This window comes from Rhodococcus sp. MPR-R1B, from assembly GCF_058793255.1.
The window spans coordinates 13,771-40,274 of sequence record NZ_JBXAFO010000013.1 but is presented as its reverse complement, the minus strand read 5'-3'; the positions used below and the strand labels follow the sequence as shown (position 1 = coordinate 40,274).

26 protein-coding genes are annotated in these 26,504 nt (G+C 63.2%); 13 read left to right on the top strand and 13 right to left on the bottom strand.

Features of this window, described 5'->3' with window-relative positions:
- Positions 1-10: 10 nt before the first annotated feature.
- The 7 genes from uvrC (at position 11) to tpiA (ending at position 8,333) form a co-directional block, all read left to right on the top strand.
- Positions 11-2,203 carry an excinuclease ABC subunit UvrC gene (uvrC, locus tag AC1Q61_RS18850; RefSeq protein ID WP_003944805.1) on the top strand — a complete coding sequence of 731 codons (2,193 nt, stop codon included), beginning with the start codon at positions 11-13 and terminating at the stop codon, positions 2,201-2,203.
- Complete coding sequence (gene rapZ, locus AC1Q61_RS18845; protein WP_003944872.1) at positions 2,200-3,099, top strand: RNase adapter RapZ; 900 nt, start codon at positions 2,200-2,202, stop codon at positions 3,097-3,099. Before uvrC ends, rapZ begins: the two co-directional genes overlap by 4 nt.
- Positions 3,096-4,160: a gluconeogenesis factor YvcK family protein gene (locus AC1Q61_RS18840; protein ID WP_054188215.1), complete on the top strand. Its 1,065-nt coding sequence runs from the start codon at positions 3,096-3,098 to the stop codon at positions 4,158-4,160. The genes rapZ and AC1Q61_RS18840 overlap by 4 nt, the downstream gene beginning before the upstream one ends.
- Positions 4,157-5,134 (top strand): DNA-binding protein WhiA, encoded by a 978-nt coding sequence (whiA, locus tag AC1Q61_RS18835; protein ID WP_021344225.1) that lies wholly within the window; start codon positions 4,157-4,159, stop codon positions 5,132-5,134. Before AC1Q61_RS18840 ends, whiA begins: the two co-directional genes overlap by 4 nt.
- 158 nt (positions 5,135-5,292) lie before the next feature.
- Positions 5,293-6,312, top strand: a complete 1,020-nt coding sequence (gene gap / locus AC1Q61_RS18830; RefSeq protein ID WP_003944851.1) for a type I glyceraldehyde-3-phosphate dehydrogenase — start codon at positions 5,293-5,295, stop codon at positions 6,310-6,312.
- A 17-nt stretch (positions 6,313-6,329) separates the two neighbouring features.
- Complete coding sequence (locus AC1Q61_RS18825) at positions 6,330-7,541, top strand: phosphoglycerate kinase (protein ID WP_003944901.1); 1,212 nt, start codon at positions 6,330-6,332, stop codon at positions 7,539-7,541.
- Between the two features lie 6 nt (positions 7,542-7,547).
- A complete protein-coding gene (gene tpiA / locus AC1Q61_RS18820; RefSeq protein ID WP_042445664.1) occupies positions 7,548-8,333 on the top strand; it encodes a triose-phosphate isomerase in 786 nt (261 codons plus the stop codon).
- 89 nt (positions 8,334-8,422) lie between these two features.
- Here tpiA and AC1Q61_RS18815 read toward each other — a convergent pair whose 3' ends face one another.
- A complete protein-coding gene (locus tag AC1Q61_RS18815; protein ID WP_118607251.1) occupies positions 8,423-9,223 on the bottom strand; it encodes a tyrosine-protein phosphatase in 801 nt (266 codons plus the stop codon).
- A gap of 209 nt (positions 9,224-9,432) precedes the next feature.
- Between AC1Q61_RS18815 and secG the strand changes: the two genes are divergently transcribed.
- From secG to AC1Q61_RS18800, 3 genes are all read left to right on the top strand, one after another.
- Complete coding sequence (gene secG / locus AC1Q61_RS18810; RefSeq protein WP_003944946.1) at positions 9,433-9,666, top strand: preprotein translocase subunit SecG; 234 nt, start codon at positions 9,433-9,435, stop codon at positions 9,664-9,666.
- A 103-nt stretch (positions 9,667-9,769) separates the two neighbouring features.
- A complete protein-coding gene (gene ppc, locus AC1Q61_RS18805) occupies positions 9,770-12,544 on the top strand; it encodes a phosphoenolpyruvate carboxylase (RefSeq protein ID WP_030536411.1) in 2,775 nt (924 codons plus the stop codon).
- A gap of 104 nt (positions 12,545-12,648) precedes the next feature.
- Positions 12,649-13,434 carry an oxidoreductase gene (locus tag AC1Q61_RS18800; protein ID WP_492650789.1) on the top strand — a complete coding sequence of 262 codons (786 nt, stop codon included), beginning with the start codon at positions 12,649-12,651 and terminating at the stop codon, positions 13,432-13,434.
- Here AC1Q61_RS18800 and AC1Q61_RS18795 read toward each other — a convergent pair.
- From AC1Q61_RS18795 to AC1Q61_RS18775, 5 genes are all read right to left on the bottom strand, one after another.
- A complete protein-coding gene (locus AC1Q61_RS18795; protein ID WP_233405700.1) occupies positions 13,421-13,933 on the bottom strand; it encodes a hypothetical protein in 513 nt (170 codons plus the stop codon). The two genes, AC1Q61_RS18800 and AC1Q61_RS18795, sit on opposite strands and share 14 nt — an antisense overlap.
- 172 nt (positions 13,934-14,105) lie before the next feature.
- On the bottom strand, positions 14,106-14,354 hold the full coding sequence (locus tag AC1Q61_RS18790) for a hypothetical protein (protein WP_218960106.1): 249 nt from the start codon (positions 14,352-14,354) through the stop codon (positions 14,106-14,108).
- 134 nt (positions 14,355-14,488) lie between these two features.
- Positions 14,489-14,809, bottom strand: a complete 321-nt coding sequence (locus tag AC1Q61_RS18785) for a TfoX/Sxy family protein (protein ID WP_003944891.1) — start codon at positions 14,807-14,809, stop codon at positions 14,489-14,491.
- 27 nt (positions 14,810-14,836) lie between these two features.
- Positions 14,837-15,559, bottom strand: coding sequence for an AAA family ATPase (locus AC1Q61_RS18780; protein ID WP_118607249.1), 723 nt, complete (start codon positions 15,557-15,559; stop codon positions 14,837-14,839).
- Between the two features lie 32 nt (positions 15,560-15,591).
- Complete coding sequence (locus tag AC1Q61_RS18775; RefSeq protein ID WP_492650788.1) at positions 15,592-15,936, bottom strand: iron chaperone; 345 nt, start codon at positions 15,934-15,936, stop codon at positions 15,592-15,594.
- Positions 15,937-16,003: 67 nt separating this feature from the next.
- On the opposite strand from AC1Q61_RS18775, the gene AC1Q61_RS18770 reads away from it, so the two are divergent.
- On the top strand, positions 16,004-16,132 hold the full coding sequence (locus AC1Q61_RS18770; protein ID WP_257226963.1) for a hypothetical protein: 129 nt from the start codon (positions 16,004-16,006) through the stop codon (positions 16,130-16,132).
- A 10-nt stretch (positions 16,133-16,142) separates the two neighbouring features.
- Here the strand turns inward: AC1Q61_RS18770 and AC1Q61_RS18765 are convergent, their stop codons facing one another.
- From AC1Q61_RS18765 to tkt, 6 genes are all read right to left on the bottom strand, one after another.
- The gene (locus AC1Q61_RS18765; protein WP_007727945.1) at positions 16,143-17,066 is read right to left on the bottom strand and encodes an SDR family oxidoreductase; all 924 of its coding nucleotides are present in this window, start codon (positions 17,064-17,066) and stop codon (positions 16,143-16,145) included.
- 338 nt (positions 17,067-17,404) lie between these two features.
- On the bottom strand, positions 17,405-18,145 hold the full coding sequence (pgl, locus tag AC1Q61_RS18760) for a 6-phosphogluconolactonase (protein WP_042919814.1): 741 nt from the start codon (positions 18,143-18,145) through the stop codon (positions 17,405-17,407).
- Positions 18,138-19,046, bottom strand: coding sequence for a glucose-6-phosphate dehydrogenase assembly protein OpcA (gene opcA / locus AC1Q61_RS18755; protein ID WP_003944921.1), 909 nt, complete (start codon positions 19,044-19,046; stop codon positions 18,138-18,140). The genes pgl and opcA overlap by 8 nt, the downstream gene beginning before the upstream one ends.
- Positions 19,046-20,590 carry a glucose-6-phosphate dehydrogenase gene (zwf, locus tag AC1Q61_RS18750; RefSeq protein ID WP_030536404.1) on the bottom strand — a complete coding sequence of 515 codons (1,545 nt, stop codon included), beginning with the start codon at positions 20,588-20,590 and terminating at the stop codon, positions 19,046-19,048. Before zwf ends, opcA begins: the two co-directional genes overlap by 1 nt.
- A gap of 4 nt (positions 20,591-20,594) precedes the next feature.
- Positions 20,595-21,719: a transaldolase gene (gene tal / locus AC1Q61_RS18745; RefSeq protein WP_064114350.1), complete on the bottom strand. Its 1,125-nt coding sequence runs from the start codon at positions 21,717-21,719 to the stop codon at positions 20,595-20,597.
- A 5-nt stretch (positions 21,720-21,724) separates the two neighbouring features.
- Positions 21,725-23,827: a transketolase gene (gene tkt / locus AC1Q61_RS18740; RefSeq protein WP_003944976.1), complete on the bottom strand. Its 2,103-nt coding sequence runs from the start codon at positions 23,825-23,827 to the stop codon at positions 21,725-21,727.
- A gap of 201 nt (positions 23,828-24,028) precedes the next feature.
- Here tkt and AC1Q61_RS18735 point away from each other — a divergent pair, with 201 nt between their 5' ends.
- Positions 24,029-25,012 (top strand): heme o synthase, encoded by a 984-nt coding sequence (locus AC1Q61_RS18735; RefSeq protein ID WP_003944994.1) that lies wholly within the window; start codon positions 24,029-24,031, stop codon positions 25,010-25,012.
- 56 nt (positions 25,013-25,068) lie between these two features.
- Here the strand turns inward: AC1Q61_RS18735 and AC1Q61_RS18730 are convergent, their stop codons facing one another.
- Positions 25,069-26,034 (bottom strand): quinone oxidoreductase family protein, encoded by a 966-nt coding sequence (locus tag AC1Q61_RS18730; RefSeq protein WP_215515900.1) that lies wholly within the window; start codon positions 26,032-26,034, stop codon positions 25,069-25,071.
- An 83-nt stretch (positions 26,035-26,117) separates the two neighbouring features.
- Between AC1Q61_RS18730 and AC1Q61_RS18725 the strand changes: the two genes are divergently transcribed.
- The gene (locus AC1Q61_RS18725) at positions 26,118-26,480 is read left to right on the top strand and encodes a hypothetical protein (protein ID WP_003945032.1); all 363 of its coding nucleotides are present in this window, start codon (positions 26,118-26,120) and stop codon (positions 26,478-26,480) included.
- Positions 26,481-26,504 lie beyond the last annotated feature (24 nt).

Genomic DNA, 26,504 nt, shown 5'->3' with positions numbered 1-26,504 from the left:
ACCTGAAACCGTGCCGGATCCCTCGACTTACCGCCCCGCTACCGGAACCATTCCGGCTGCGCCGGGCGTCTACAAATTTCGCGATCCGCATGGTCGGGTCATTTACGTCGGAAAGGCGAAAAGCCTCCGTTCACGTTTGAACTCGTACTTCGCGGACGTCACGACACTTCATCCCCGTACTCGGCAGATGGTGACCACCGCCGGCAGCGTCGAGTGGACCGTCGTCAGTACCGAAGTCGAAGCGCTTCAGCTCGAGTACAACTGGATCAAGGAATTCGATCCGCGGTTCAACGTCCGGTACCGCGACGACAAGACGTATCCGGTTCTCGCTGTGACGCTCAACGAAGAGTTCCCGCGCTTGTTCGTCTACCGCGGTCCGCGGCGCAAGGGTGTCCGCTACTTCGGTCCCTACTCCCATGCCTGGGCGATCCGCGAAACTCTCGATCTGCTGCTACGAGTCTTTCCCGCACGAACGTGCTCGTCCGGAGTCTTCAAACGGCACAACCAGATCGGCCGGCCGTGTCTGCTCGGCTACATCGACAAGTGCTCGGCGCCCTGCGTCGGGCGAGTCAGCGCCGAGGAGCATCGACAGATCGTCGAAGATTTCTGCGACTTCCTCGCCGGCCGCACGGACAAGCTGGTCAAAGATCTCGAAAAGCGCATGCAGCAGGCTTCCGAGGACCTCGACTTCGAGACCGCAGCCCGTCTGCGTGACGATATCGGCGCTCTGCGCAAGGCGCTCGAGAAGCAGGCCGTCGTACTCGGTGACGGCACCGACGCCGATCTCGTCGCCTTTGCCACCGATGATCTCGAAGCCGCCGTTCAGGTGTTCCACGTGCGGGGCGGACGCGTGCGGGGTCAGCGTGGATGGGTCGTGGAGAAGGCAGGCGACGCCATCGACTGGGCCGCACTCGACGCCGAGTCCGACCTGCCGATCCTGGTCGAGCAGTTCCTCACCCAGTTCTACGGGGAGCAGGCGGCCCTCGACCCGGGAGCGGGTTCCGAGGCCGGGATCAGCGCAGTTCCCAAGGAAGTTCTGGTGCCGGTTCTGCCGGCAAACGCGACCGAGATCCAGGCGTGGCTGAGCAAGCTTCGGGGATCGCAAGTGCAACTGCGGGTTCCGCAACGCGGCGACAAGAAAGACCTCGCCGAAACAGTCCAGCGAAACGCGAAAGAGGCTCTGGCGCAGCACAAGCTCAAGCGCGCCGGCGATTTCACTTCGCGTTCCGCGGCGCTGCAGGGCATCCAGGAAGCACTGGACCTGGACTCGGCTCCGCTACGAATCGAATGCATCGACATCAGTCACGTCCAGGGAACCGACGTCGTGGCGTCACTGGTCGTGTTCGAGGACGGGCTCCCGCGTAAGTCGGACTACCGCCATTACGCGATCAAGGAAGCTGCCGGCGACGGTCATTCCGACGACGTCGCGAGTATCGCGGAGATCACGCGTCGGCGGTTCCTGCGCCACAACCGCGACCTGGGCGTCCTCGCGGCGTCGGCGTCGACCATGGACTCGGACGGTGGGGATCTGGCTCCCGAAGCGGCGATCGACCCGGCGACGGGCCGGCCTCGGCGGTTCGCCTATCCGCCCAATCTGTTCGTCGTGGACGGCGGCGCCCCTCAGGTCACGGCGGCAGCGGCGGTCCTCGACGAGCTGGGGGTCACTGACGTCGCGGTAGTCGGGTTGGCCAAAAGACTCGAAGAGGTATGGGTACCGGGGGAAGAAGATCCGGTCATCCTCCCTCGGACGAGCGAGTCGTTGTACCTACTGCAGCGCATCCGAGACGAAGCCCACCGCTTCGCGATCACGTTCCATCGCAGCAAACGCTCGAGGCGGATGACGGCTTCGGCTCTGGATTCGGTCAAGGGGCTCGGTGAAACTCGTCGAACCGCTCTGGTGGCTCACTTCGGTTCCGTGGCGAAGCTGAAAACGGCAACGGTCGAGGAGATCATGCAGGTCCCCGGTATCGGTGAGACCACCGCCACAGCAGTTCTGGCCGCACTCGGCACGGATTCGGCTGCAGCCGACGCGGGCGCTGAAGCTCGAGCGCTGCCAGCCGCGGTAGGGGATGATGAGCTGGACACGGAATCCGAATCGTCTGTTACGTCTGCTGACGCGCCCAGCGCCGAATCCGGTAGCGGTGACGAGGGCTCCGAGTCGCGAGAATTGTCCATGCCGACGACGGGGCCGAGTGCACAGTGACTACCGACAGCGCCAAAGACAGTCGAACGATGGATTTCCTGCTGGTGACGGGATTGTCCGGAGCAGGTTTGAGTACCGCTGCCAAGGTGCTCGAAGACCTCGGCTGGTATGTCGCGGACAATTTGCCACCTGAGCTCATTTCCCGAATGGTCGGTCTGAGCCTGACCTCCGATCCGCCGGTCGATCGTCTGGCCGTCGTGATCGACGTGCGGAGTCGACTCTTCACCGGCGATCTCGGGTGGGTGCTCACCGAACTCGAGGCGGAACCGATCCATACTCGGGTGCTGTACCTCGAAGCGTCGGACGACGTGTTGATCCGACGGTTCGAACAGGTGCGCCGCAGTCATCCGTTGCAGAACGACGGCATCGACGGCACGTTGTCCGAAGGGATCGCAGCCGAGCGTCGGCAGTTGGCCGTGGTGAAGGCGGCCGCCGATCTGGTCATCGACACGTCGGCACTGAAGGCGCATCAGCTGCGTCAGAAGATCGAAACGGCGTTCGGAAACGATGCCAACCGCACGATGAAGGTGACGGTCCAGTCGTTCGGATTCAAGTACGGCCTGCCGATGGACGCCGATCTCGTCTGTGACGTTCGTTTCCTGCCCAATCCCCACTGGATCCCTGAACTTCGCCCGCACACCGGTCAGGATGCCGACGTCCGCGACTACGTGTTGTCCCGCGAGGGCGCGGAAGACTATCTCGACACCTACCGACATCTGGTGGATTTGACGATCGCCGGATATCGACGAGAAGGAAAGCGCTACATGACAATTGCGGTCGGATGCACCGGCGGTAAGCACCGAAGCGTAGCCATGTCCGAAGCTCTCGCGAGGCGTTTGGGTTCCGAGGACGACATCTCGGTCAGCATCGTGCACCGGGATCTGGGGCGCGAATGAGTGAACCGACACATCGCTCGCGGGAGACACCCGAAGGGCCGGCCATCGTCGCGCTCGGCGGCGGGCACGGATTGTTCGCCACGCTCCAGGCCGTCAGACGCTTGACGGTCGACGTCACCGCCGTGGTCACGGTCGCCGACGACGGTGGTTCGTCGGGCCGGCTGCGCGCCGAACTCGGCGTCATCCCGCCTGGAGACCTCCGGATGGCGCTGGCTGCTCTCGCGTCGGACGAACCCGAGATAGTCGACTGGACTCGGACCATTCAGCATCGCTTCGGCGGTGTCGGCGCACTTGCCGGGCATTCGGTGGGCAATCTCATCCTGGCCGGACTGACCGAGGTGCTCGGCGATCCGGTCGCCGCGCTCGACGAGATGGCGCGACTGCTGCGAATCCGTGGTCGTGTGCTGCCGATGTCGCCGATCGCGCTCGAGATCGAAGCCGACGTTCAGGGACTCGAGGAGGACCCCCGCGTCAGCCGCTGCATTCGTGGACAGGTTGCCGTCGCGACGACCCCGGGCAAGGTTCGGCGTGTGAGACTGCTCCCGTCCAATCCGCCCGCGTGCCCCGATGCCGTGACTGCGATCGATCGTGCCGATCTCGTGGTTCTCGGCCCGGGATCGTGGTTCTCGAGCGTGATCCCACACGTCCTGGTACCCGAACTCGTCGAATCACTGTCGTCGACGAAGGCTCGAAAGGTACTGGTGCTCAATCTCGCACCCGAGCCGGGGGAGACCGCCGGATTCTCCGCAGAGCGTCACCTGCACGTACTCTCCCAACACGTGCCCGATTTCCGGGTCGACTACGTGGTGGTCGACTCGGCGTCGGTACCGGCCGGGCGTGAACGTGAACATCTGCAGCGTGCGGCGGATCAATTTTCAGCCGAAGTCAGGTACGCGGATGTCGCGGACACCTCACCGGGCGCAGCGCATGTACACGATCCGGCAAAACTGGCCGATGTACTGGCTGAACTGTCGAGCAGTGCGGCAGTAGGGGATTCGACACAGTCTTCCCTGCAAGAACAGCAATCCGAAGAACAGAGGGAGAACGCTTCGTGGCAATGACAGCGGAGGTCAAGGACGAACTGAGCCGGTTAGTGGTGACTCAGGTCAGCTGCCGCAAGGCAGAGGTCTCCGCGTTGCTGCGCTTTGCCGGTGGGCTCCACATCGTCGGCGGCCGGGTGGTCGTCGAAGCAGAGGTGGATCTGGGCTCCACGGCGCGACGTCTGCGCCGGGAGATATTCGACCTGTTCACCTACAGTGCCGATGTGCACGTACTCAGTGCGGGCGGGCTTCGAAAGTCCGCTCGCTACATCGTGCGTGTAGCGAAGGAGGGTGAGGCCCTCGCGCGCCAGACGGGACTGCTCGATCTTCGCGGGCGCCCGGTTCGCGGCTTGCCTGCGCAGGTCGTCGGCGGAAGTGTCGGCGACGCCGAAGCAGCGTGGCGCGGTGCGTTCCTCGCGCACGGTTCCCTGACCGAACCCGGCCGTTCGTCGGCGCTCGAAGTGAGCTGCCCCGGCCCGGAAGCTGCACTTGCTCTGGTTGGAGCTGCGCGGCGTCTGGGGATCTCGGCGAAGGCACGTGAGGTTCGCGGAACGGATCGTGTGGTGATCCGCGACGGTGAGGCCATCGGCGATCTCCTGACCCGAATGGGAGCCCAGGACACACGTCTGGTGTGGGAGGAGAGGCGGATGCGACGCGAGGTCCGCGCCACCGCCAATCGTCTCGCCAATTTCGACGACGCAAACCTGCGACGCTCTGCTCGCGCTGCCGTTGCGGCTGCTGCGCGCGTCGAGCGTGCGTTGGAGATCCTCGGTGAGGACGTGCCCGATCACCTCGCGGCGGCGGGTGCACTGCGCGTCGAGCATCGGCAGGCGTCCCTCGAAGAACTCGGCCAGTTGGCCGACCCGCCGATGACCAAGGACGCCGTTGCCGGACGTATCCGTCGCCTGCTGTCGATGGCTGATCGCAAGGCCAAGGAAACGGGCATACCCGACACCGAATCCGCAGTGAATGTGGAGCTACTCGAAGAGGGGTGACCTGCCCTCCGTCAGGGTGGGCTGCGCACGTTCGGGCCACGCGCATTAGGGTATGAGTCACATCGACCGATGAACCCCACGTCCGCGTCGTGCACACACGGATTCGGAGTATGCGTGGGTCAAGTTGCACACCAGAATCATGGTCAAAGGAGCGAATTGTGACTGTCCGGGTTGGCGTAAACGGTTTCGGCCGTATCGGACGTAACTTCTTCAGGGCGGTGGATGCGCAGAAGGCGCTCGGAACCACCGATATCGAGATCGTGGCAGTCAACGACCTGACTGACAACGCGACGCTCGCTCACCTGCTGAAGTACGACTCCATCCTCGGCCGTTTGCCGTACGACGTGTCGCTCGACGGTGACGACACGATCGTCGTCGGCGATCAGCGCATCAAGGCCCTCGCACACCGTGGCCCGTTGAACGAACTTCCCTGGGGCGAGCTGGGCGTCGACGTCGTCGTCGAGTCCACCGGCATCTTCACCGACGCCGCAAAGGCCAAGGGACACCTCGAAGCCGGCGCCAAGAAGGTCATCATCTCGGCTCCGGCCAAGGGTGAAGACATCACCATCGTGATGGGCGTCAACGACGACAAGTACGACGGCAGCCAGAACATCATCTCCAACGCGTCGTGCACCACCAACTGCCTCGGCCCCATCGCCAAGGTTCTCGACGACGAGTTCGGCATCGTCAAGGGTCTGATGACCACGATCCACGCGTACACCCAGGATCAGAACCTGCAGGACGCTCCGCACGCAGACCTCCGTCGCGCCCGCGCAGCTGCCCTCAACATCGTTCCCACCGGTACCGGTGCAGCCAAGGCAATCGGCCTGGTTCTCCCGCAGCTGCTAGGCAAGCTCGACGGCTACGCACTGCGCGTGCCGATCCCCACGGGCTCGGTCACCGACCTCACCGCGAACCTGAAGAAGTCGGCCACCGCCGACGAGATCAACGCTGCGATGAAGGCTGCTGCCGAAGGACCCCTCAAGGGCATCCTGAAGTACACCGACGCACCGATCGTCTCCTCGGACATCGTCACCGACCCGCACTCGTCGATCTTCGACTCGGGTCTGACGAAGGTCATCGACGACCAGGTAAAGATCGTCTCCTGGTACGACAACGAGTGGGGCTACTCCAACCGCCTCGCCGACCTCATCGGCCTCGTCGCCAAGTCTCTCTGAGCGGAGTTTCGATAACAGTGGCAGTTCAGACGCTGAAGGATCTGCTGGACGCTGGGGTCGAAGGGCGCACCGTACTGGTGCGTTCCGACCTCAACGTCCCGTTGGATGGCGGAGAAATCACGGACCCGGGTCGCATCGTCGCGTCCGCTCCCACCCTGCGGGCACTTGCCGAGGGTGGAGCGAAGGTCATCGTGACCGCGCACCTCGGGCGCCCCGACGGTCAGCCCGATCCCAAGTTCTCCCTCGCACCGGTTGCCGCGAAGTTGGCCGAAATCCTCGGTCGCAACGTGCAACTCGCCGGTGACGTCGTGGGACAGGACGCGCTGGCTCGTTCCGAAGGACTCACCGACGGTGACGTCCTGATGCTCGAGAACATCCGTTTCGACCCTCGCGAGACCAGCAAGGACGAAGCCGAGCGGGTCAAGCTCGCCAAGGCTCTCGTCGAGCTGGTCGGTGACGACGGCGCATTCGTCTCCGACGGATTCGGTGTTGTTCACCGTAAGCAGGCGTCGGTCTTCGACGTCGCGAAGCTGCTCCCGCATTACGCCGGATACCTGGTCGGCGCCGAGGTCGAGGTGCTCGCCAAGCTCACTCAGGACGCAGCGCGTCCGTACGCGGTGGTGCTCGGTGGCTCCAAGGTCTCGGACAAGCTGGCCGTCATCGAGGCACTGGCGCCGAAGGTCGACACCCTGGTGATCGGCGGCGGAATGTTCTACACGTTCCTCGCGGCTCAGGGTGTGTCCGTGGGCAATTCGCTGTGTGAAGAGTCCATGATCGAGACCTGCAAGGATCTCCTCGACCGGTACGCCGACGTCATCCACATCCCTCAGGATGTTGTCGTCGCGGACTCCTTCTCGGCCGATGCCGAGTCGAAGATCGTTCCGTTCGACAAGATTCCCGACGGCTGGATGGGTCTGGACATCGGACCGGAGTCGGTCAAGCGCTTTGCCGCGATCCTGACCGGCGCCAAGACGGTGTTCTGGAACGGCCCGATGGGCGTGTTCGAGTTCCCGAAGTTCGAGGCAGGCACCCGCGGTGTCGCCGAGGCAATCGTGGAGGCAACCGAGAAGGGCGCCTTCAGCGTCGTCGGCGGCGGCGACTCCGCAGCAGCCGTTCGTCAGCTCGGTATCCCGGACGAGGGCTTCTCGCACATTTCCACCGGTGGTGGCGCTTCCCTCGAGTACCTCGAGGGCAAAGAGCTGCCTGGCATCGCAGTACTGGAAGGCTGATCCGACATGGCACGTAAGCCGTTGATCGCCGGCAACTGGAAGATGAATCTGAACCACCTCGAGGCTATCGCCCTGGTGCAGAAGATCGCTTTCTCCTTGCCTGCGAAGTACTTCGACAAAGTGGACGTCACGGTCATCCCGCCGTTCACCGACATCCGAAGCGTCCAGACGCTGATCGAGGGCGACAAGCTCCTCCTCACGTACGGCGCGCAAGATGTCTCGGCTCATGACTCGGGTGCGTTCACGGGCGAGATCAGCGGCTCCATGCTGGCCAAGCTCGGTTGCACCTTCGTCGTGGTCGGTCACTCCGAGCGTCGCACCCTTCACGGTGAGACCAACGAGACCGTCCTCGCGAAGACGAAGGCTGCTCTCAAGAACGGCCTCACGCCGATCGTGTGCATCGGCGAAGGCCTCGAGATCCGCGAAGCGGGCGAGCATGTCGCCTACAACGTCGACCAGCTCAAGGGTTCGTTGGCGGGCCTGAGCGCGGAGGAGATCTCCAAGATCGTCATTGCGTACGAACCTGTCTGGGCCATCGGCACCGGCCGTGTCGCTTCTGCCGCCGATGCACAGGAAGTGTGTGCTGCGGTACGAGCAACAGTGGCCGAACTTGCCGACGCCGAGGTCGCGGCCGGCGTTCGCGTTCTGTACGGCGGTAGCGTCAGCTCGAAGAACGTCGGAGAGATCGTCGGCCAGACCGACGTCGACGGCGCTCTTGTCGGCGGCGCGTCACTCAAGGCTGACGAGTTCGCGACACTGTCTGCGATCGCTGCAGGCGGTCCACTCCCGTGATGATCGGGTAGTGAGCTGAAACTGCTCGAGACTAAGACTGCGGGTGTGTGACCGAGTAGGTCACACACCCGCAGTTTTTTGTTCGCGAGTCAGCTCACCAGTTTGGTTTCCAGAGCGCCGACGAGTTCGGGAGCAAGCTCCAACCCGGCGGTCAGATAGTTCTCGACGGTCCCGTAGTGGTGCTCGACCTGCTCGAAGGCAGCGCCCAGGTAACTCGCGTCGACGGAAAGCAGCAACCGGATCACCTCGCCCTTGTCTGCATCTGTGGCAGCGGCGATCTTCGCGACTGTTGCATCGATGTACTCGGCCGAGTACGTGTTCGTGAGCAGGTAGTCCGCCGTGATCGTTTCGCGCGGTACACCAGCGAGTGTCTGCAGTAGTGCTGCCGCCCAACCTGTTCGGTCCTTGCCCGCCGTGCAGTGGAAGAGTTGCGGCCCCTCGGTGGTCGCCAGGGCGGCGAACAACTGCGAAAATCCGTTCCGAGTGACGGGGTCTGCGACAAAGCTGCGATTGATGTTCTGCATGAAAGCTGTTGCAGCGTCCGCTGTTCGGAGAGCCATCGCTTCGGCGTGGATGTTTCCGGACAGGATGGGAATGTGGGCGTACATCGCCGGCGCCGGCACGATGTCGGGAGTTTCGTTCGCCTCGGTTTCGGAGCGCACGTCATAGACGGCGGTCAGCCCCAGCGATTCCACGATTGCAAGATCCTCGGGCGAGGGCGTCAGTACGTTTGCACGGTAGAAGACTCCGCGGCTCATCGCCTGTCCGCTGGTCGTGACGTACCCGGGGCCGGCCACGTCGCGGAAGTTGTGAATCGAAGCCAGACGCGGTGTGTCAGGCAGGGGTGTCTCGGGCAGGGCAGTGTTGGGCAGGGCAGTGTCGGAAAGCATGGAGCCGGCCTTTCGGAGGTAGAGTCGCGTCAACTGAAAAACTACTGAATCGGTATCTCGACAGTGTGATCGATGCCACTGACCAAGAGTCGTGCCTGGCCGGGTGCAAAGTCATGTGCGAGGCGGGTATGTGGTCAGGCTATCTGCGCGCGCCTGTATGGTGTTATCGGTTGTAGTTGTCCCTATTGGATTGGTGGACGTAGACAGACATGAAACTGTTCCTGGATATCCTGCTGGTCATCACCAGCTTGCTCCTCATCGCCTTGGTGCTCCTGCATCGCGGTAAGGGCGGCGGTTTGTCGAGTCTGTTCGGTGGCGGTGTCCAGTCCAGCCTGTCCGGATCGACTGTTGTCGAGAAGAACCTCGACCGGTTGACGGTCTTCACCGCGTTGATCTGGCTCATTTCGATCGTCGGCATCGGCCTGGAGATCAAGTTCGCCTGATTCTCGGCTCATGACTTACAGCCGGTAGTTTTTCACACACGAATTTCAGACACGGAACCCCGCCTATCGAGCGGGGTTCTTTGTTTCGGTCGATAATTGTGTGATGACTGAAACCGCGTCGCATCGAGAAACACCGCGAGAGGCCACCGAGCCGCTGCGCGAAGACATCCGGCTTCTCGGCGGAATACTCGGACAAATAGTGCGAGAGCAAGCCGGCGACAATGTGTTCGATCTGGTCGAGCGAGCCCGTGTCGAGTCGTTCCGAGTCCGTCGTTCGGAGATCGATCGCGCCGAACTGGTGTCGCTGTTCGCCGAAATCAGTACGGACGACGCCATTCCCGTCATCCGGGCGTTCAGTCACTTCGCACTGCTCGCCAACCTGGCCGAGGACATCCATCGCGAGCGTCGACGGGCCATCCACGTCAATGCGGGGGAACCGCCCCGCGACAGCACTCTCGCGGCCACGTACACCAAACTTGATGCAGCCGATATCGATTCGGCCACCGTCGAAGAAGCGCTGCGGGGCGCCCTGGTCTCACCCGTCATCACCGCTCACCCGACGGAGACTCGACGCCGTACGGTGTTCGAGACGCAGAGTCGGATCACCGAGTTGATGCGATACCGCGAGCGCACGGCGCTGAGCGTCGCAGAAACCGCTGATGTCGATCTGCAATTGCGCCGTCAGATCCTGACCCTGTGGCAGACGGCTCTGATCCGGCTCAGCCGCCTCCGCATCCAGGATGAAATCGAGGTAGGCCTGCGCTACTACGACGCAGCGTTGTTCGAGGTGATTCCGAAGATCAACGCCGAGGTTCGCAAAGCTCTGCGCACTCGTTGGCCGGACGCCGGGCTCCTGCCGGAACCGATCCTGAGGCCGGGTTCGTGGATCGGCGGTGACCGAGACGGCAATCCGTACGTGACCGGCGAAATCGTCCAGCGCGCCACGTCGCGCGCTGCGGCGACTGCTCTCGAGCATCACCTCGAGGAACTCGAACATCTCGAGCGTGAACTGTCGATGTCGGCGCGGCTGGTTTCCGTCACGCCCGAACTCGATCTGCTGGCGTCTACCTCCGGCGACGACTCTGCCTTCAGGGCCGACGAGCCGTACCGTCGCGCGATTCGCGGTATCCGCGGGCGCTTGAGCGCCACAGCACTGACGGTACTGGGGGAGTTGCCCGCCCACGGGTCCGACGACGGACTCGAGGCGTACACCGACCCGGCACAGTTGCAGCGGGATCTCGGAATCATCGACACCTCGTTGCGTCGTTTCGGTGACGAGACCATCGCCGACGATCGACTCGATCGGCTCCGAGAAGCGGTGGAGGTGTTCGGCTTTCACCTGTCCGGTCTGGACATGCGGCAGAACTCCGAGGTACACGAAAGCGTCGTCGCAGAACTTCTGGCGTGGGCCGGAGTTCACCCGGACTACGCGTCCTTGCCGGAAGCCGATCGAGTCGAATTGCTGTCGGCCGAGTTGACGACGCGGCGACCACTGACTTCGCCGGACGCCGAGTTCAGCGAATTGACCACCAAGGAACTGGCCATCATGGCGGCCGGTGCCAAGGCAGTGCGGGTTCTCGGGGCGGGTGCGGTACCCAACTACATCATCAGCATGTGTACCTCGGTCAGTGACATGCTCGAGGCCGCAGTGCTGCTCAAAGAGGTCGGGGTGCTCGATCCGGGCGTCGGTAGCGAGCCCTCGTGCCCGATCGGCATCGTGCCGTTGTTCGAGACGATCGAGGATCTGCAGGGCGGCGCCGACACATTGCTGGCGACGCTCGACATCCCGATCTATCGTGCGATCGTCCGTTCCCGTGGTGACAGTCAAGAAGTGATGCTCGGGTACTCCGACTCGAACAAGGACGGCGGGTACCTGGCAGCCAACTGGGCGCTGTACCGTGCCGAACTCGACCTCGTCGATGCCGCGCGTAAGAGCGGAATCAGGTTGAGGCTCTTCCACGGCCGCGGCGGAACCGTCGGACGTGGCGGCGGACCGAGTTACGAAGCGATTCTGGCTCAGCCTCCCGGTGCAGTCGCTGGTTCTCTGCGAATCACCGAGCAGGGTGAGGTGATTGCGGCCAAGTACGCCGAACCGCGTCTGGCACATCGCAACCTCGAAACACTCATCGCCGCGACTATCGAGTCGACGTTGCTCGACGTCGAAGGACTCGGCAGCGATGCCGACGCTGCCTACGCGGTACTGGACGAGCTCGCGGCCCTCGCCCGCACCGCGTACAGCGAATTGGTGCACGACACACCAGGATTCGTGCAGTACTTCGAAGCGTCGACACCGGTCGCCGAGATCGGGGCACTCAACATCGGCTCTCGTCCGGCCTCTCGCAAGCAGACCAAGGCGATCTCCGACCTGCGAGCGATTCCCTGGGTGCTCTCGTGGAGTCAGTCTCGCGTGATGCTTCCGGGTTGGTACGGAACCGGCGCCGCGTTCGAAAGATGGATAGACGGAGACGACACTCGGCTTGCCACGTTGACGGCCCTGTACGAGAAGTGGCCGTTCTTCCGAACCGTGCTCTCGAACATGGCCATGGTGATGTCGAAGTCGGATCTCGGTTTGGCGGCCCGGTACGCGGACCTCGTGCCCGACGCCGAACTGCGCGATCGAGTCTTCGGAATGATCACCGACGAGCACGAACGCACAATTCGCATGTACAAGGCAATCACGGGCAACGAGAACCTCTTTGCCGACAACTCGGGCCTCGAGCGTTCGGTCCACAACCGGTTCCCGTACCTCGAACCTCTCAACCACCTACAGGTCGAGCTGATCCGTCGGTACCGTTCCGGCGACGAGAGCGATCAGGTGCGTCGGGGTATCCAGCTGACGATGAACGGCCTGGCCACTGCGCTTCGTAACAGTGGCTAGGTAACAGCGGCTGGTTCTGCAGGTTTACCAGGGTGTGCGTGCGGCGACTCTAGAGCTGTCGCACGCACACCCAACGCTGCGCACCGGACCGAACGGGGACCGCAGTGGATCTGCAATTGGACGGACGAACTGCCGTCGTTACCGGCGCGGGAAAAGGTATCGGGTTGGCGATCACTCGGGCCTTGGTGGCCGAGGGAGTCCACGTCGTCGCGGGCTCGCGGACGCTCTCGCCGGAACTCGAATCGCTGCAGTCCGGCGGCGCCGTCACCTTTGTCGGCGTCGACCTCGCGAGTGTCGAAGGATCAACCCGACTGCTCGAGGTTGCAGCAGTGAGGGGCGGCGTCGACATCCTGGTCAACAACGTCGGCGCCGTCACCCCGAGAACGAGCGGTTTCGCGGCAATCACAGACGAAGAGTGGGCGGCGTCGTTCAATCTGACGTTCTTGTCGGCTGTACGCACTGTTCGCGCTGCGCTGCCGGAGTTGATCCGCCGAGGTGGCGGGAGCATCGTGACGATCAGTTCGGTCAACGCATTCTTACCTGACCCCACGGTGATCGACTACAGCGCCGCCAAAGCGGCGTTGACCAACTTCTCGAAGTCGTTGTCGAAAGAACTGGGCGGGCAGGGGATCCGCGTCAATACCGTCAGCCCTGGCCCGGTGCAAACGGAGTTGTGGCTCGGCAAGCACGGAGTGGCCTCGACGCTGGCGAAGGCGAGTGGATCAGCCGCCGACGACATCGTCGAAAGCGCCGCGGCCGGAGCCGAGACTGGGCGGTTCACCTTCCCCGAAGAGGTTGCCTACCTGGTGTTGTTCCTCGCCAGCGATCGTGCGGGGAACGTGACAGGCGCGGATTTCGTGATCGACGGCGGTCTGATCAAGACCTTGTGATCATTGCTGCCTGAAACCTGATCATGTGCGCGACGGTCGACGACGTGATGCACAGGATCACTGCGGACGCGATGACCACCCACAGTCCCCACCCGATGGACGGTCCGGCAGTGTGCCCTGCGAACTCGGTACTACGTCGCACGATGGACGCGGCGTTTCCGACGGCAACGATCAAGACCGCGATTCCGACCAAAGGGCCGGTGCAGTGATTCTTGATCTCGGGCGTGACGTCTCGAACCACGAGGGTGATCAGCGCGGTCACCGCGCAGAGAGCGAGGACGAGAGTGATCACTCCGCATTCGTCGATACCACTGTGGTCCAGCGCGGAGGATGACGTCCACGGGCCGAGGCTTCCGGCGACGATCCCGGCGCACGCCCAGAGCGATCCGATGAGGCTAGGTCCGAAACGGTCGGGCATGAGGGAGGGAATTGCGCGGGTCGACGGCAGCTGAAACCCGAAGGCGCGTTGGTGATCCGGCTGATTGGGTGTGAACGTCACGGGACGGACCACCTTTCCTCCGCGGCGTCGAGCCGCCCAATCCAATGCTTTTCCGGAGTCTAAGGGCCGCCCAGTTCACTTTTGCCGAATCGAGCGAAATTGATCGAACCGGCGCTAGGGCTCGAGCAACTCGGCGTGAGAATATTCGTTGCAGCCCGCACCGACGAGGCGCTTACTGTTCAAACGGCGTCGTGAACGACACTGGTTTGCCGGCGGCGCGCGCGTACGCGATCTCTCGGCGCGTGGACTCACCGATGTATCCGCGAGGGTTGACGACCAGAACCCGATCGGCGAGGTCGATCTTGCGCAGATGGAGCGCGTCGAGCAGGATCTTCTGCTCGACAGAGACCGCCTCGTCTGCTTCAACCGGCGCGACGACGATCACGCCCGCGAACGTCAGGTCGCGGTTCGCCTCCCGCATCTCTTCAGCGAATCGCGCAGAGCCGCAGATACAGACAATCTCAGGTCGATCGGGCACGGTTCAGTCTCTCATCGACGCGAGAGCCCGCGGCCACACCAGTCTCGTCAGATATCTTCGGCAACGCACCCCAGCTGTCAGTGAACGAAGTCCAGAGCTTCCTTGATCCACGCGTTGAATTCGACGTTCGAACTCGTCCCGGTTCGGTCGACGACGATCCATCCCTTGCTCATCGGCTTACCCCGCATCTCGGGCCAGCTTGCACCCTTGTGCGTCAGAAGCTCGTCGACTCGATCGGGGTCACACCGAACCATGATGTTGCCGTGTGAGTTCGCACTGGCGGCCAGCTTCCCGTTCACCATGAAGCTCAGCCCACCGAACATCTTTACTTCCTCGACGTCGTCCTCGCCCGAGAGCGCATCGCGGATACGCTCAGCCAGCGCTTTGTCGTATGCCATGGAGGCCTCCTGGGGTGGAGTTCCAGGTTAGATCAGATGGCGCAGGTACGTGTGCGGGTCGTGAAGGAACCGCTGCCAGTTCGACACCAGATCGAGGTCCTCCCAGCTCGAGGCTCGGATTCCCCATTCTCCGATCTCGAGCAGGTTGGCGTTCGGCAGCGCCGCGATGATCGGCGAGTGCGTCGCGATCACCGCCTGCGCGCCGGATTCCACCAGCTCGCCGAGCAGCGCCGCCAGTGTCAGGGTTCCTTGGAAGGAGAGTGCGGCATCGGGTTCGTCGATGAGATAGAAGCCGCCGTCGGAGGTCCTCGACGACAGGATCTCGAGCAGCGCCTCACCGTGGGAGAGGTGATGGTAAAGCGGTTCAGGTCGCTTGGGATTGGGGTTGTCCTCCAAGTACGTGTACAAACCGTGCAGGGTTTCGTCTCGGAGGTAGTACGCCCACTTCGATGCTCCGGGACTCCGCTCGATCACAAGGTCGAGGCCGCCCGGTTCACTCGATCGAGTCTGATGCCGCGTATTGGTCGACCCGCCTTCGGCGTTGAGACCGAGAACGGCGGCAATAATTTCGATGACGGTCGACTTTCCCGCTCCGTTTTCGCCGACCAGAATGGTGACACCCGGTGGAAGCTCGAGACCGTGCTGAACGATCTGCGCGACTGCAGGCACCGTCATCGGCCAGCTGCCTACGTCGGCGCCCGACGATGGCCCGGCCTTGATGCGGCGGATGGGTTGTCTCTGCACAGCCATACGTTCTCACAAGGCTCCGACGAGAACGGACGTTAGTGGCGCTGCGCGAGCAATTCGACGATCCGAGCCACGAGATCGAGAGGGATCGGTCTGTTCAGCGGGAACTTCACGGTTGATTTCGCAGCCCGGTAAGGGTCGACGGACTTCTCGAACTCGGCGTCACCCGCCGGGAGCGGGTACATCGAGATGTGGTTTTTCCAGCCTGCGAAGTGAATCAGGTTCTTTCCGTTCACCGTCATGGTCGGCATCTGATAGCTGATGGTCTCATCGAGGCCTGGAACCGTGTTGTGAATCGTCTCGCGGATACTCTCGAGGGCTGGTTGCACGTCGGTGGGAAACGAAGCGATGTATTCGTTGATCGTCGCGAATTCGGCCATGCGCGGATCATAATCGCGCTCCGACTCCCAATTGCGGCGACTTGGGGGACAAATGAGACCATTAGGTATGAAAAATCTGGAACCTTGGGAGTTCGCCGGCATGCTCACGCATCTGCGCGCCTACCTGGCCAACGCAAGGCGCTTTCTGCGGGGGTGGTCTTACCGCGAGGTAGACGGCTCGTCGGAAGATCGTTGACTAGTCACGTTCAGCGTTGGTAATGCCAGAAATCGGGGCGGCTGCCGTCCGCGTCGGTGAACCCGTATTCCGTTCCGAGTTCGCCTGAACTGACCGATCGCTGATTCCATCGCTGTCGATTCGGATCGGCAGCGATGGCCGCGATCGCACGTCCGATGAATCTTGGTGACTCGGAGCGTGCGAAATCCGCGGGCGCAGTCGGACCATCCCGCTCCGGCAACAAAGCGTCACGCCAATTCGATTCGCCGACACCAAAATTCTCGAGCATCATCTCCGATCGCAGGAACCCGGGAGTGATGGCGACGGCAGTACAGCCGAACGGGGCAAGTTCGTGGCCTTGCGAAAATGCGAGCCTGTTCACGGACACCTTGGCCAAGTCGTAGAACACCGAGATGCGATAGTTCGATGCGTTGTATTCGGTAGTGCCATCGGTTATTTCGGCGACCAGTCCGCCTGGCCGATCAGTCATGAGCGGCAGGAGGTGGTGCGACGTGGTGATGTGGGTGTCGATCGCCAGACGCAAGATGTGAAACCCCTTGTCCAGATCGTGTTCCCATACCGGCGTGTTCCACTCCGCCGGCCCACCCTTGAGTAATTCCGCGCCCCAGATGTCGTTGACCAAGATGTCGATATGGTGATAGTCGATTCGCAAGCGTTCGGCGAGATCAGCCACTTGTTTGCTCTTGAGATGATCGACGGCAATCGGCACGCCGACGCCGCCCAGCTCGGTGACCAGCTCTGCCGTCTCTTCGATGGTCTCTCCGCGCGGATAGTCCGACTGAAGAATTCCGGCAGATGTGCTCCGGCCAGTGCAGATGACGGTTGCACCGGCCTCGCCCAAGGCCGCGGCGATTCCGCGTCCGGCGCCCCTCGTCGCCCCGGCAACTACAGCCACTCGCCCGCGAAGTGCGTCCGGATTCGGTGTCCACGACATTGTTCGATTGTTCTCGCCTGGATTGCTTCGTTCAAGAGTGAACGCGATCTGCGGAACCGAACCTTACTTCGCGGCGTCCAAGGTAGTAATCACTCGGATGAAGGAGGTAGGGGAGAGATGGATCGTTGTGTGGGGCGCAGTGCTGGTTGGAGAAACGGGATCTCGGGATTGAGTTCCGTTCCGTCAAAAGGAAATTCGCATCGGATCCGGACTCGGCGGGTAGTCGAAAGTCGCCACGGTGAGGAAGTCGTCGACGTACCACCAAGCCGGGAATCGCCCGAAGACGATTCCCGACCGGTGTGAAATCAGATCTGTGAAATCAGATCTGTGAAATCAGATCAGGGAAGCTGCGAGGCAGCGTCCGAATCGAGGAACCAACGTGTCGCAACCAAACCGGTGGCGCCGGCGGACGGCCAGTCGTCGGCCGAAGCACCTCCGACGGCTTTGGCAACGGCCTCGGCCTTTGCAGCACCCGAGACGAGCAGCCAGACCTCCTTGGCTCGCCGAACAGCAGGCAACGTGAGGGTGATCCGCACCGGTGGCGGCTTGGGGGAGTCCGTCACCGCGACTACGAAACGCGCTTCTTCGCGAACAGCGTCGGTATGCGGGAACAACGAGTTGACGTGTCCTTCGCCGCCCATACCGAGCAGGTGCACGTCGAACGTCGGAACCTGATTCCCGTGTGCCTGAGCGCCCAGCAGTTGTTCGTACGCCGTCGCCGCCCCGTGTGGATCACCGTCGTAGATACCGTCGGATGCGGCCATCGCATGTACCCTGTCGGGATCGACCGGCACATGATCGAGAAGCGCCTCACGTGCTTGCACTTCGTTCCGCTCGGGATCGCCGGACGGCAGGAACCGTTCGTCGCCCCAGTACAGATCGATCTGCGACCAGTCGATGTCGCCGGGAGCTTCACGCAACTTCTCGAGAAGTGCGATGCCGGTTCCACCGCCAGTCAGCACGATGGACGCAAACCCGCGAGCCTTCTGGGCATCGACGATGGTCGTGACCAGGCGTGCGGCGGCAGCGCCGACAAGTTGGCCGGCGTCGGAAAACTTCTCCACGACAACATCACTCATAGGTCACCTTCTCCAATCCGGCCAGAGCTTCTTCGTAGATCTCGTCCGGATCGAGCCGACGCAATTCCTCGGCGAGGCAATCGCGTGTCTCTCGACGACCCAGAGAAACCAGCGCGTCAGGCTGACCGGTGCGGATCAACGTAGCGGTCGTGCCCTCCTGCGGACGACTGATGGAGATACTGCGGGTCTCGAGCTTCAACTCGACCGTCAGCTCACCCGTACGTCGAATGACCGGACCGTCGATCTTGGCCGCCAACCAACCGGCGAGAATATCCAGTGCCGGTTCGGTTTTGAGACCGGAGACCACCGCTGAGGTGATCTTCTCGTGCGGCGGCTGATCGAGAGCCGACGCGAGGAGCGCGCGCCAGTAGGTGACGCGACTCCAGGCGAGATCGGTATCGCCGGCGGTGTACGACGCGAGTCGCCCCTTGATGGTGGCGGTCGGATCGGGGGCGCCGGTGGCATCGGTGATGCGCCGTATCGCGAGCTTCCCGACGGGATCCTTGGCCGGAATCTCGGGTGCCTCGAGGGGCCACCACGCGACTACCGGTGTATCGGGGAGCAGGAACGGGATGACGACGCTGCTCTCGTGATCCGCAAGCGGACCGTAGAGACGCAACACGACAACCTCCGAGGCGCCGGCGTCCCCGCCGACACGGATCTGAGCATCGAGCCTGGGCTCACTCTGCTCGTCGCCACGCAGAAGCACGATGACGCGGCATGGGTGCTCGCGGCTTGCTTCGTTGGCGGCCTCGATGGCTTCCTCGGCATTCCCGGTGTCCCTGGTGCAGACGACGAGCGTCAACACTCGTCCCAAGGTGACAGCGCCGCCGGTCTTACGTACCTCGACCAGTTTCTTGCTGACCTGGACCGTGGTGGTGGACGGCAAATCGAGAATCACTAGGGTCGCCTCCATTCGCGTCCGGTGCGTTGCATCATTTCGTCCGCAGACGGTGGTCCCCACGTTCCGGCCTCGTAGGGTTCCGGCTTACCGCCGGCAGCCCAGTGCTCGAGGACGGGATCGAGGATCTCCCAAGACAATTCGACTTCGGCATTCACCGGGAACAGAGACGGCTCGCCGAGCAACACGTCGAGAATGAGCCGCTCGTACGCCTCCGGAGACGACTCGGTGAAAGCCTGGCCGTACGAGAAGTCCATGTTGACGTCACGGACTTCCATGCTCGATCCGGGAACCTTCGAGCCGAACCGCATGGTGACGCCCTCGTCGGGCTGCACGCGGATGACCAGAGCGTTCTGGCCGAGGTCTTCGGTCATAGTCTTGTCGAACGGTAGGTGCGGTGCACGTTTGAACACCACCGCGATCTCGGTGACACGGCGTCCGAGTCGTTTGCCCGTGCGCAGGTAGAACGGCACACCCGCCCAGCGGCGGGTGTCGACCTCGAGGGTGATGGCGGCAAAGGTCTCCGTGATGGAGTCCGCTGCGAAGCCGTCTTCTTCGAGGAGCCCGACCACCGGCAGCCCACCCTGCCAGCCGCCCGCGTACTGGCCGCGGGCGGTGGTCTCGTCGAGGGGCTCGGCAAGGCGAGTAGCCGAGAGGACCTTGATCTTCTCCGCCTGCAGATTGAGCGGCTCGAAGCTGATGGGTTCTTCCATCGCCGTGAACGCGAGCAACTGCAGCAGGTGGTTCTGGATCACGTCACGGGCCGCGCCGATGCCGTCGTAGTACCCCGCGCGTCCACCGAGGCCGATGTCCTCGGCCATCGTGATCTGAACGTGGTCGACGTAGTGCGCGTTCCAGATCGGATCGAACAACTGGTTCGCGAAGCGCAGAGCCAGAATGTTCTGGACGGTTTCCTTACCGAGGTAGTGGTCGATACGGAAGACCGTGTCCTCGGGGAACACCTTGTTGACGACGGCGTTCAGTTCGCGAGCGCTCTCGAGGTCGTGGCCGAACGGCTTCTCGATGACGACTCGTCGCCACTGACCGTCCTCGGCCTGCGCGAGGCCCGACGCCGACAGTTGCTCGAGCACCTGAGGAAACGCGTTGGGCGGAATCGCAAGGTAGAAACCGTGATTGCCGCCGATACCACGTTCGTTGTCGAGCGTGGCCAACGTGTCGGACAGGTTCTGGAAGGCCTCGGCCTCGTCGAAACTGCCCTCCACGAACCGGATACCTTCGGCGAGCCTCTCCCAGACGTCCTGACGGAACTTGGTGCGAGCGCCGTCCTTGACTGCTTCGAGGACGACGTTCGTGAAGTCCTCGTCCGTCCAGTCACGCCGGGCGAACCCGACCAGAGCGAATCCGGGCGGCAACAGTCCACGGTTGGCGAGGTCGTAGATGGCGGGCATGAGCTTGCGCCTGGCAAGGTCGCCGGTAACACCGAAAATCACCAGGGCGCAGGGCCCCGCAATGTGCGGAAGCCGTTTGTCGGTGCTGTCCCGAAGGGGATTCACCCAATCTGATGCCGCCGCGGAATCGCTCACAGGCTCAGCTCTTCTGGGTTGCTGCGCGGAGCTGCTCGGCGGTTGCGTCGAGCAACTCGTTCCAGGACACCTCGAACTTGTCGACGCCCTCTGTCTCGAGGACCTTGAACACGTCCGCAAGATCGATGCCGACTGCAGCGAGCTGATCGAAGACCGCCTGTGACTCCTGAGCGGTGCCCGAGATCGTGTCGCCGGTGATCTCGCCGTGGTCGGCGAGAGCGTCGAGCGTCTTCTCCGGCATGGTGTTGACCGTGTTCGGCGCAACCAACTCGGTGACGTAGAGAGTGTCGGGGTAATCCGGGTTCTTCACGCCGGTCGACGCCCACAGCGGACGCTGAGCCTTGGCGCCGTCGGACAGAAGAGCCTGGAAGCGCGGCTGCACCTCGAAGATCTGCTGGTACGCGTTGTACGCCAGACGCGCGTTTGCGAGTGCAGCCTTGCCACGAAGCTCGAGGGCTTCCGGCGTGCCGATTGCCGTGAGGCGGTTGTCGATCTCGGAATCCACGCGGGAGACGAAGAACGAGGCGACCGACTCGATGGACGAGATGTCGCGGCCGGCAGCCTTGGCGGTGTCCAGACCTTCCAGGTATGCGCCCATGACTGCCTCGTAGCGCTCGACCGAGAAGATCAAGGTGACGTTGACGCTGATGCCCTCACCGATCACCTTGGCGATGGCGGGAATGCCTGCCAGCGTCGCGGGGATCTTGATCAGGACGTTCGGACGATCGACGATCTTGTGCAGCTCGATCGCCTGCGCGACGGTGGCGTCGGTGTCGTGTGCCAGGCGAGGATCGACTTCGATGGACACGCGGCCGTCGACGCCGTTCGACGCCTCGAACTGCGGAGCCAGGATGTCGCACGCAGCACGCACGTCGTCGGTGGTCACCGCGGTGATGGTGGCGTCGACATCGGCGCCGCGCTGTGCGAGCTCACGGACCTGAGCGTCGTACGCCGATCCCTTGGACAGTGCCGCCTGGAAGATCGACGGGTTGGTCGTGACACCCACGATCGACTTCGTGTCGATGAGGTTCTGCAGGTTGCCGGACTGGATGCGATCCCGCGAGAGGTCGTCGAGCCAGATGGAAACGCCTGCAGCGGAGAGCTTTTCGGTATTCACGTTCTGTGTCATCGAGATCATCCCTTCACAGCTGCGAGGGAGCGCTGCGCGGCTTCGACAGTCGCGTCGGCAGTGATGCCGAACTCCCGGAACAAGGTCTTGTAATCGGCGGAAGCGCCGTAGTGCTCGAGCGAGACGGCCTGACCGGCGTCGCCGAGGATGCGCCACCACGGCATCGCGATGCCGGCTTCGACGGACACACGCGCGCGCACGGCGGGCGGAATGACCTCGTCGCGGTACGCCTGATCCTGCTCGAGGAACCAATCGAGGCACGGCACGGAAACGACGCGGGTTGCGACGCCCTGAGCTTCGAGGGTTTCGCGAGCCTCGGTGGCCAGATGCAGTTCGGAACCGGTCGCCAGCAAGATGACCTCGGGCGAACCGTTGGCTGCGTCGACGAGGACGTAAGCGCCGCGCTTGACACCCTCGGCAGCCTTCTCCTTGGTGCCTTCGAGAACCGGGATGTCCTGGCGAGTGAGTGCCAGAGCCGTCGGGCCCGTCTTGTTCTCGAGTGCTGCCTGCCATGCGAACGAGGTCTCGTTGGCGTCACCCGGGCGGACGACGGCGAGGTTCGGGATCGCACGAAGAGCAGCGAGGTGCTCGACCGGCTGGTGGGTCGGGCCGTCTTCGCCGAGACCGATGGAGTCGTGGGTCCAGACGTAGGTGACGGCAGTCTTCATCAGTGCGGCCAGGCGAACCGCCGGACGCATGTAGTCGGAGAAGACCATGAAGGTTCCGCCGTACGGGCGGGTGGGTCCGTGAAGCGCGATGCCGTTGAGGATCGAGCCCATCGCGTGCTCGCGGATGCCGAAGTGGAGCGTGCGGCCGTAAGGCTGCGCATTCCAGTCGTTGGTGGAGATGGAGAACGGGCCGAACGAATCTGCGCCCTTGATGGTGGTGTTGTTGCTGCCGGCGAGGTCGGCGGAGCCGCCCCACAGCTCGGGCAGGATCGGTCCGAGCGCGTTGAGTGCCGAACCGGAGGCCTTGCGAGTCGCAACGCCCTTGGCGTCGGCCTCGTAGGTCGGGAGAGCGTCGGCCCAGCCGGCGGGGAACTCACCGGCGAACAGGCGGTCGAAGAGTTCCTTGCGCTCGGTCTCACGTGCAGCCCACGCGTCGAACTCGACCTGCCATGCCTTGCGTGCGTCGGCGCCGCGGGAGACGACCTCACGGGCGTGAGCCAGAGCGTCGGCGTCGACGTCGAAGGACTTGGCCGGATCGAAGCCGAGGGCTTCCTTGACCGCTGCAACTTCGTCGGCACCGAGAGCGGAGCCGTGGACGTCGCCGGTGTTCATCTTCTTCGGAGCCGGGAAACCGATGATGGTGCGGAGCAAGATGATGGACGGACGATCGACGACGGCCTTGGCCGCGGCAACCGCGTCGAGGATGCCGGAGACGTTCTCGCCACCTTCGACGTGCTGAACGTGCCAGCCGTACGCCTCGTAGCGCTTTCCGACGTCTTCGCCGAGAGCGATGGTGGTGTCGTGCTCGATGGAGATCTTGTTGTCGTCGTAGAAGACGATGAGGTTGCCCAGTTCCTGGACCCCGGCGAGGGACGAGGCCTCGGACGTGACGCCTTCTTCGATGTCACCGTCGGACGCGATCACGTAGATGTGATGGTCGAAGGGGGAGGAGCCGACCGGGGTCTCCGGATCGAACAGCCCACGCTCACGACGCGCGGCCATCGCCATACCGACTGCGGACGCAAGGCCCTGGCCCAGCGGACCGGTGGTCATCTCGACGCCGACGGTGTGGCCGACCTCGGGGTGGCCGGGGGTCAGTGCGCCCCACGTCCGGAGAGCTTCGAGGTCAGCGAGCTCGAGGCCGTAGCCCGACAGGTAGAGCTGGGTGTACAGCGTCAAGGATGAATGGCCACAGGAGAGAACGAAGCGGTCACGGCCGACCCATTCTGCATCCGAAGGATCGTGGCGCATGACGCGCTGGAAGAGGGTGTATGCCAACGGCGCCAAGCTCATTGCAGTTCCGGGATGGCCGTTGCCGACCTTCTGAACCGCGTCGGCGGCGAGCACGCGGGCGGTATCGACAGCCTTGGTGTCCAGGTCGGTCCAGTCCGAGGGGTGGACGGGTTGCGTGAGGACGTGGATCTCGTCTGTGATCGACACTGGCAGATGTCTCCTGACATGGTGTACGTGGATTGCGAGGGTGGGGTGTCCCTCCACTGCGTAACCCAGCCTAATGGTCCTGGCTGTCCGGGTCGATTCGGTTCCTCAATGGCTGCGGTCTACCATCGTTCGTAGTAGAGAACAGTGTCAGCAGTGTGTCGTGAAGAGTTAGTGCGGTAACGCGTGGTGCAAGGAGAGAACGTGCGGACAGGGCAACAGCCGAGCGGACATGGCTTCGGCAGCCCAGGTGCCGCCCCGCGGGCGACCAATACCGATACGGTGTGGGGTCGCGCAACGGGCAAGGTTCTGGCTTATATCGCGCTCACGAAGCCGCGAGTGATCGAATTGCTGTTGGTGGCAACCATTCCGGCAATGCTGCTGGCCGATCGCGGAACGGTCGACATCGTTCTGATCCTCAGCACCCTCTTCGGTGGCTGGATGGGCGCGGCGAGTGCGAACTCGCTCAACTGCGTTGTCGACGCCGACATCGACAAGGTCATGAAGCGCACGGCGAAGCGTCCGCTGGCCCGCGAGGCGGTGCCGACGCGCAACGCGCTCGTCTTCGGGCTCCTTCTCGGACTCGCGTCGTTCCTGTGGCTGTGGTGGCGAGCCAACCTCCTAGCCGGCATCCTCGTCGTGATCACGATCGCGTTCTACGTCCTCATCTACACGATGGTTCTCAAGCGTCGTACCTGGCAGAACGTCATCTGGGGTGGTGCAGCCGGATGTATGCCCGTCCTCGTGGGCTGGGCCGCTGTCACCGGGTCGCTGAGCTGGCAGCCCGTCGTGCTGTTCCTGATCATCTTCTTCTGGACGCCGCCGCACACCTGGGCGCTGGCGATGCGATACAAAGAGGACTACAAAGCTGCCGGTGTTCCCATGCTTCCGGTGATCGCCACCGAAGAGCACGTCACCAAGCAGATTCTGTTCTACAGCTGGGCAATGGTCGTCACGACGCTTGTCCTCGTCCCCGCGTCGGGCGTCATCTACGCCGCAATCACCATCGTCGCCGGTGCGTGGTTCCTGCTCATGGCACATCAGCTGTACCGCAGCGTTCGCGGTGGTGCTCAGGTCAAACCGCTCCGCCTGTTCCTGCAGTCCAACAACTATCTTGCGATCGTGTTCGTCGGCCTCGCCGTCGACTCGGTTCTCGGACTCCAGACGATCAGCGACATGCTGAGCTGATTCTGCTGTGCGCCTTTATTAACCGCGGGCGGTTAATAAAGGCGCACAGCACTTCGCTAGGGAATCAGAACGATCGACCCGGTCGTTGCTCGACCTTCCAGATCCCGATGGGCTGTTGCCGCGTCGGCGAGGGGATACTCGGCGCCGACGCGAATATCGAGTTTCCCGGCCGCAATGGCGTCGAAGACATCGCCGGCCCGCCAGGTCAGTTCCTCACGAGTGCGAATGTGATGCGCGAGCGTCGGACGCGTCAGGAACAGCGAACCCGACGAATTGAGCCGCTGCGGATCGACAGGCGGAACCGGTCCACTGGCCGCACCGAACAAAGCGACCGTGCCGCGGATGCGCACGGAAGCCAAGCTCGAATCAAAAGTTGTCGCACCGACGCCGTCGTATGCCGCCGCTACTCCTTCGCCGCCGGTCAACTCCCGGACTCGCGCTGCGATGTCCTCGTCGTACCGCAGGACCTCCGCGGCGCCCGCGCCACGCGAGAGTTCTTCCTTTGCATCCGATGACACAGTCGTGATGACCTTCGCCCCGAGGCTGACGGCCATCTGCGTCAGGATCAACCCGACGCCGCCCGCGCCTGCGTGCACGAGCACGGTGTCGCCGCTCTGGATCGGATACGTCGACTTCGCGAGGTAGTGCGCTGTCATCCCCTGCAGGAGCGCCGACGCTGCGGCCGATGCCGGGACACCGTCAGGCACTTTCACGGCGACTGCGGCGGGAACAGCCACCTTCTCGGCATAGCTGCCAGTGGCAGCGGCCCACGCGACCCGGTCGCCCACGGCGAATTCGTTGACCTCGGAACCGACAGCTTCGACGACACCGCTGCCCTCGTCGCCGGGAATGTAGGGGAGCGGACGCTTGTACTGGCCCATTCGGAAGTACGTGTCGATGAAATTGATGCCGATCGCTTCGGTCTTGACGAGTAGATCGCCTGGGCCTGGTGTCGGTTCGGGTTGTTCGGTCAGAGTCAGAACCTCTGGTCCGCCGGTCTCGGTCACGTAGATGGCTCGCATGGTTTCTGTTCTACACCCGAGGCGGCCGACGCTCAGTCCATGCCTGGTGTCGCTTCCGGGCTACCGACCAGTATTGTCGAGTCATGAGCACCGATACCGAGAAGTCGGACGCCACCCCGTCCGCGCCGGAACTGCCGAAGTCCACGGTGAACGCCATCACCAAGTTCGTCGCCGAGCACGGCGGCTCCGCCAGCGCCGTCATCCAGCCGGTCGGCCTGGCCGGCGTTCGCATCACCCTCGTAGGTGCCGACGGCATCCTCGGTGATCAGGTCGTCGAGGACCTCGCCACGGCCAATGCCGTCGTTGCGTCCTTCGACAACGTCACCGTTGCCGAGTGGGAGCGCGAACTGACGAGCATCGTCACCCCGCAGGAAGGCCATTTCAAGAAGATGGCCGGTTGGGTCGCCAACCAGACTCGGTTCCCGAAAGCTCGCAACGAATCCTGAAATGACGTGTGGGGCGTAGGAACA

Bases quoted from the DNA above. Each gene is read 5' to 3' on its own strand.
- AC1Q61_RS18775 (WP_492650788.1), bottom strand. From the start codon at position 15,936: ATGGCCGAATTCGCGACGATCAACGAATACATCGCTTCGTTTCCCACC.
- AC1Q61_RS18785 (WP_003944891.1), bottom strand. From the start codon at position 14,809: ATGGCATACGACAAAGCGCTGGCTGAGCGTATCCGCGATGCGCTCTCG.
- tpiA (WP_042445664.1), top strand. From the start codon at position 7,548: ATGGCACGTAAGCCGTTGATCGCCGGCAACTGGAAGATGAATCTGAAC.
- AC1Q61_RS18765 (WP_007727945.1), bottom strand. From the start codon at position 17,066: ATGTCGTGGACACCGAATCCGGACGCACTTCGCGGGCGAGTGGCTGTA.
- AC1Q61_RS18725 (WP_003945032.1), top strand. From the start codon at position 26,118: ATGAGCACCGATACCGAGAAGTCGGACGCCACCCCGTCCGCGCCGGAA.
- AC1Q61_RS18790 (WP_218960106.1), bottom strand. From the start codon at position 14,354: ATGCGGGAGGCGAACCGCGACCTGACGTTCGCGGGCGTGATCGTCGTC.
- AC1Q61_RS18780 (WP_118607249.1), bottom strand. From the start codon at position 15,559: ATGGCTGTGCAGAGACAACCCATCCGCCGCATCAAGGCCGGGCCATCG.
- pgl (WP_042919814.1), bottom strand. From the start codon at position 18,145: ATGAGTGATGTTGTCGTGGAGAAGTTTTCCGACGCCGGCCAACTTGTC.
- AC1Q61_RS18730 (WP_215515900.1), bottom strand. From the start codon at position 26,034: ATGCGAGCCATCTACGTGACCGAGACCGGCGGACCAGAGGTTCTGACT.
- ppc (WP_030536411.1), top strand. From the start codon at position 9,770: ATGACTGAAACCGCGTCGCATCGAGAAACACCGCGAGAGGCCACCGAG.
- AC1Q61_RS18770 (WP_257226963.1), top strand. From the start codon at position 16,004: ATGAAAAATCTGGAACCTTGGGAGTTCGCCGGCATGCTCACGCATCTG.
- AC1Q61_RS18840 (WP_054188215.1), top strand. From the start codon at position 3,096: ATGAGTGAACCGACACATCGCTCGCGGGAGACACCCGAAGGGCCGGCC.
- whiA (WP_021344225.1), top strand. From the start codon at position 4,157: ATGACAGCGGAGGTCAAGGACGAACTGAGCCGGTTAGTGGTGACTCAG.
- AC1Q61_RS18815 (WP_118607251.1), bottom strand. From the start codon at position 9,223: ATGCTTTCCGACACTGCCCTGCCCAACACTGCCCTGCCCGAGACACCC.
- tal (WP_064114350.1), bottom strand. From the start codon at position 21,719: ATGACACAGAACGTGAATACCGAAAAGCTCTCCGCTGCAGGCGTTTCC.
- secG (WP_003944946.1), top strand. From the start codon at position 9,433: ATGAAACTGTTCCTGGATATCCTGCTGGTCATCACCAGCTTGCTCCTC.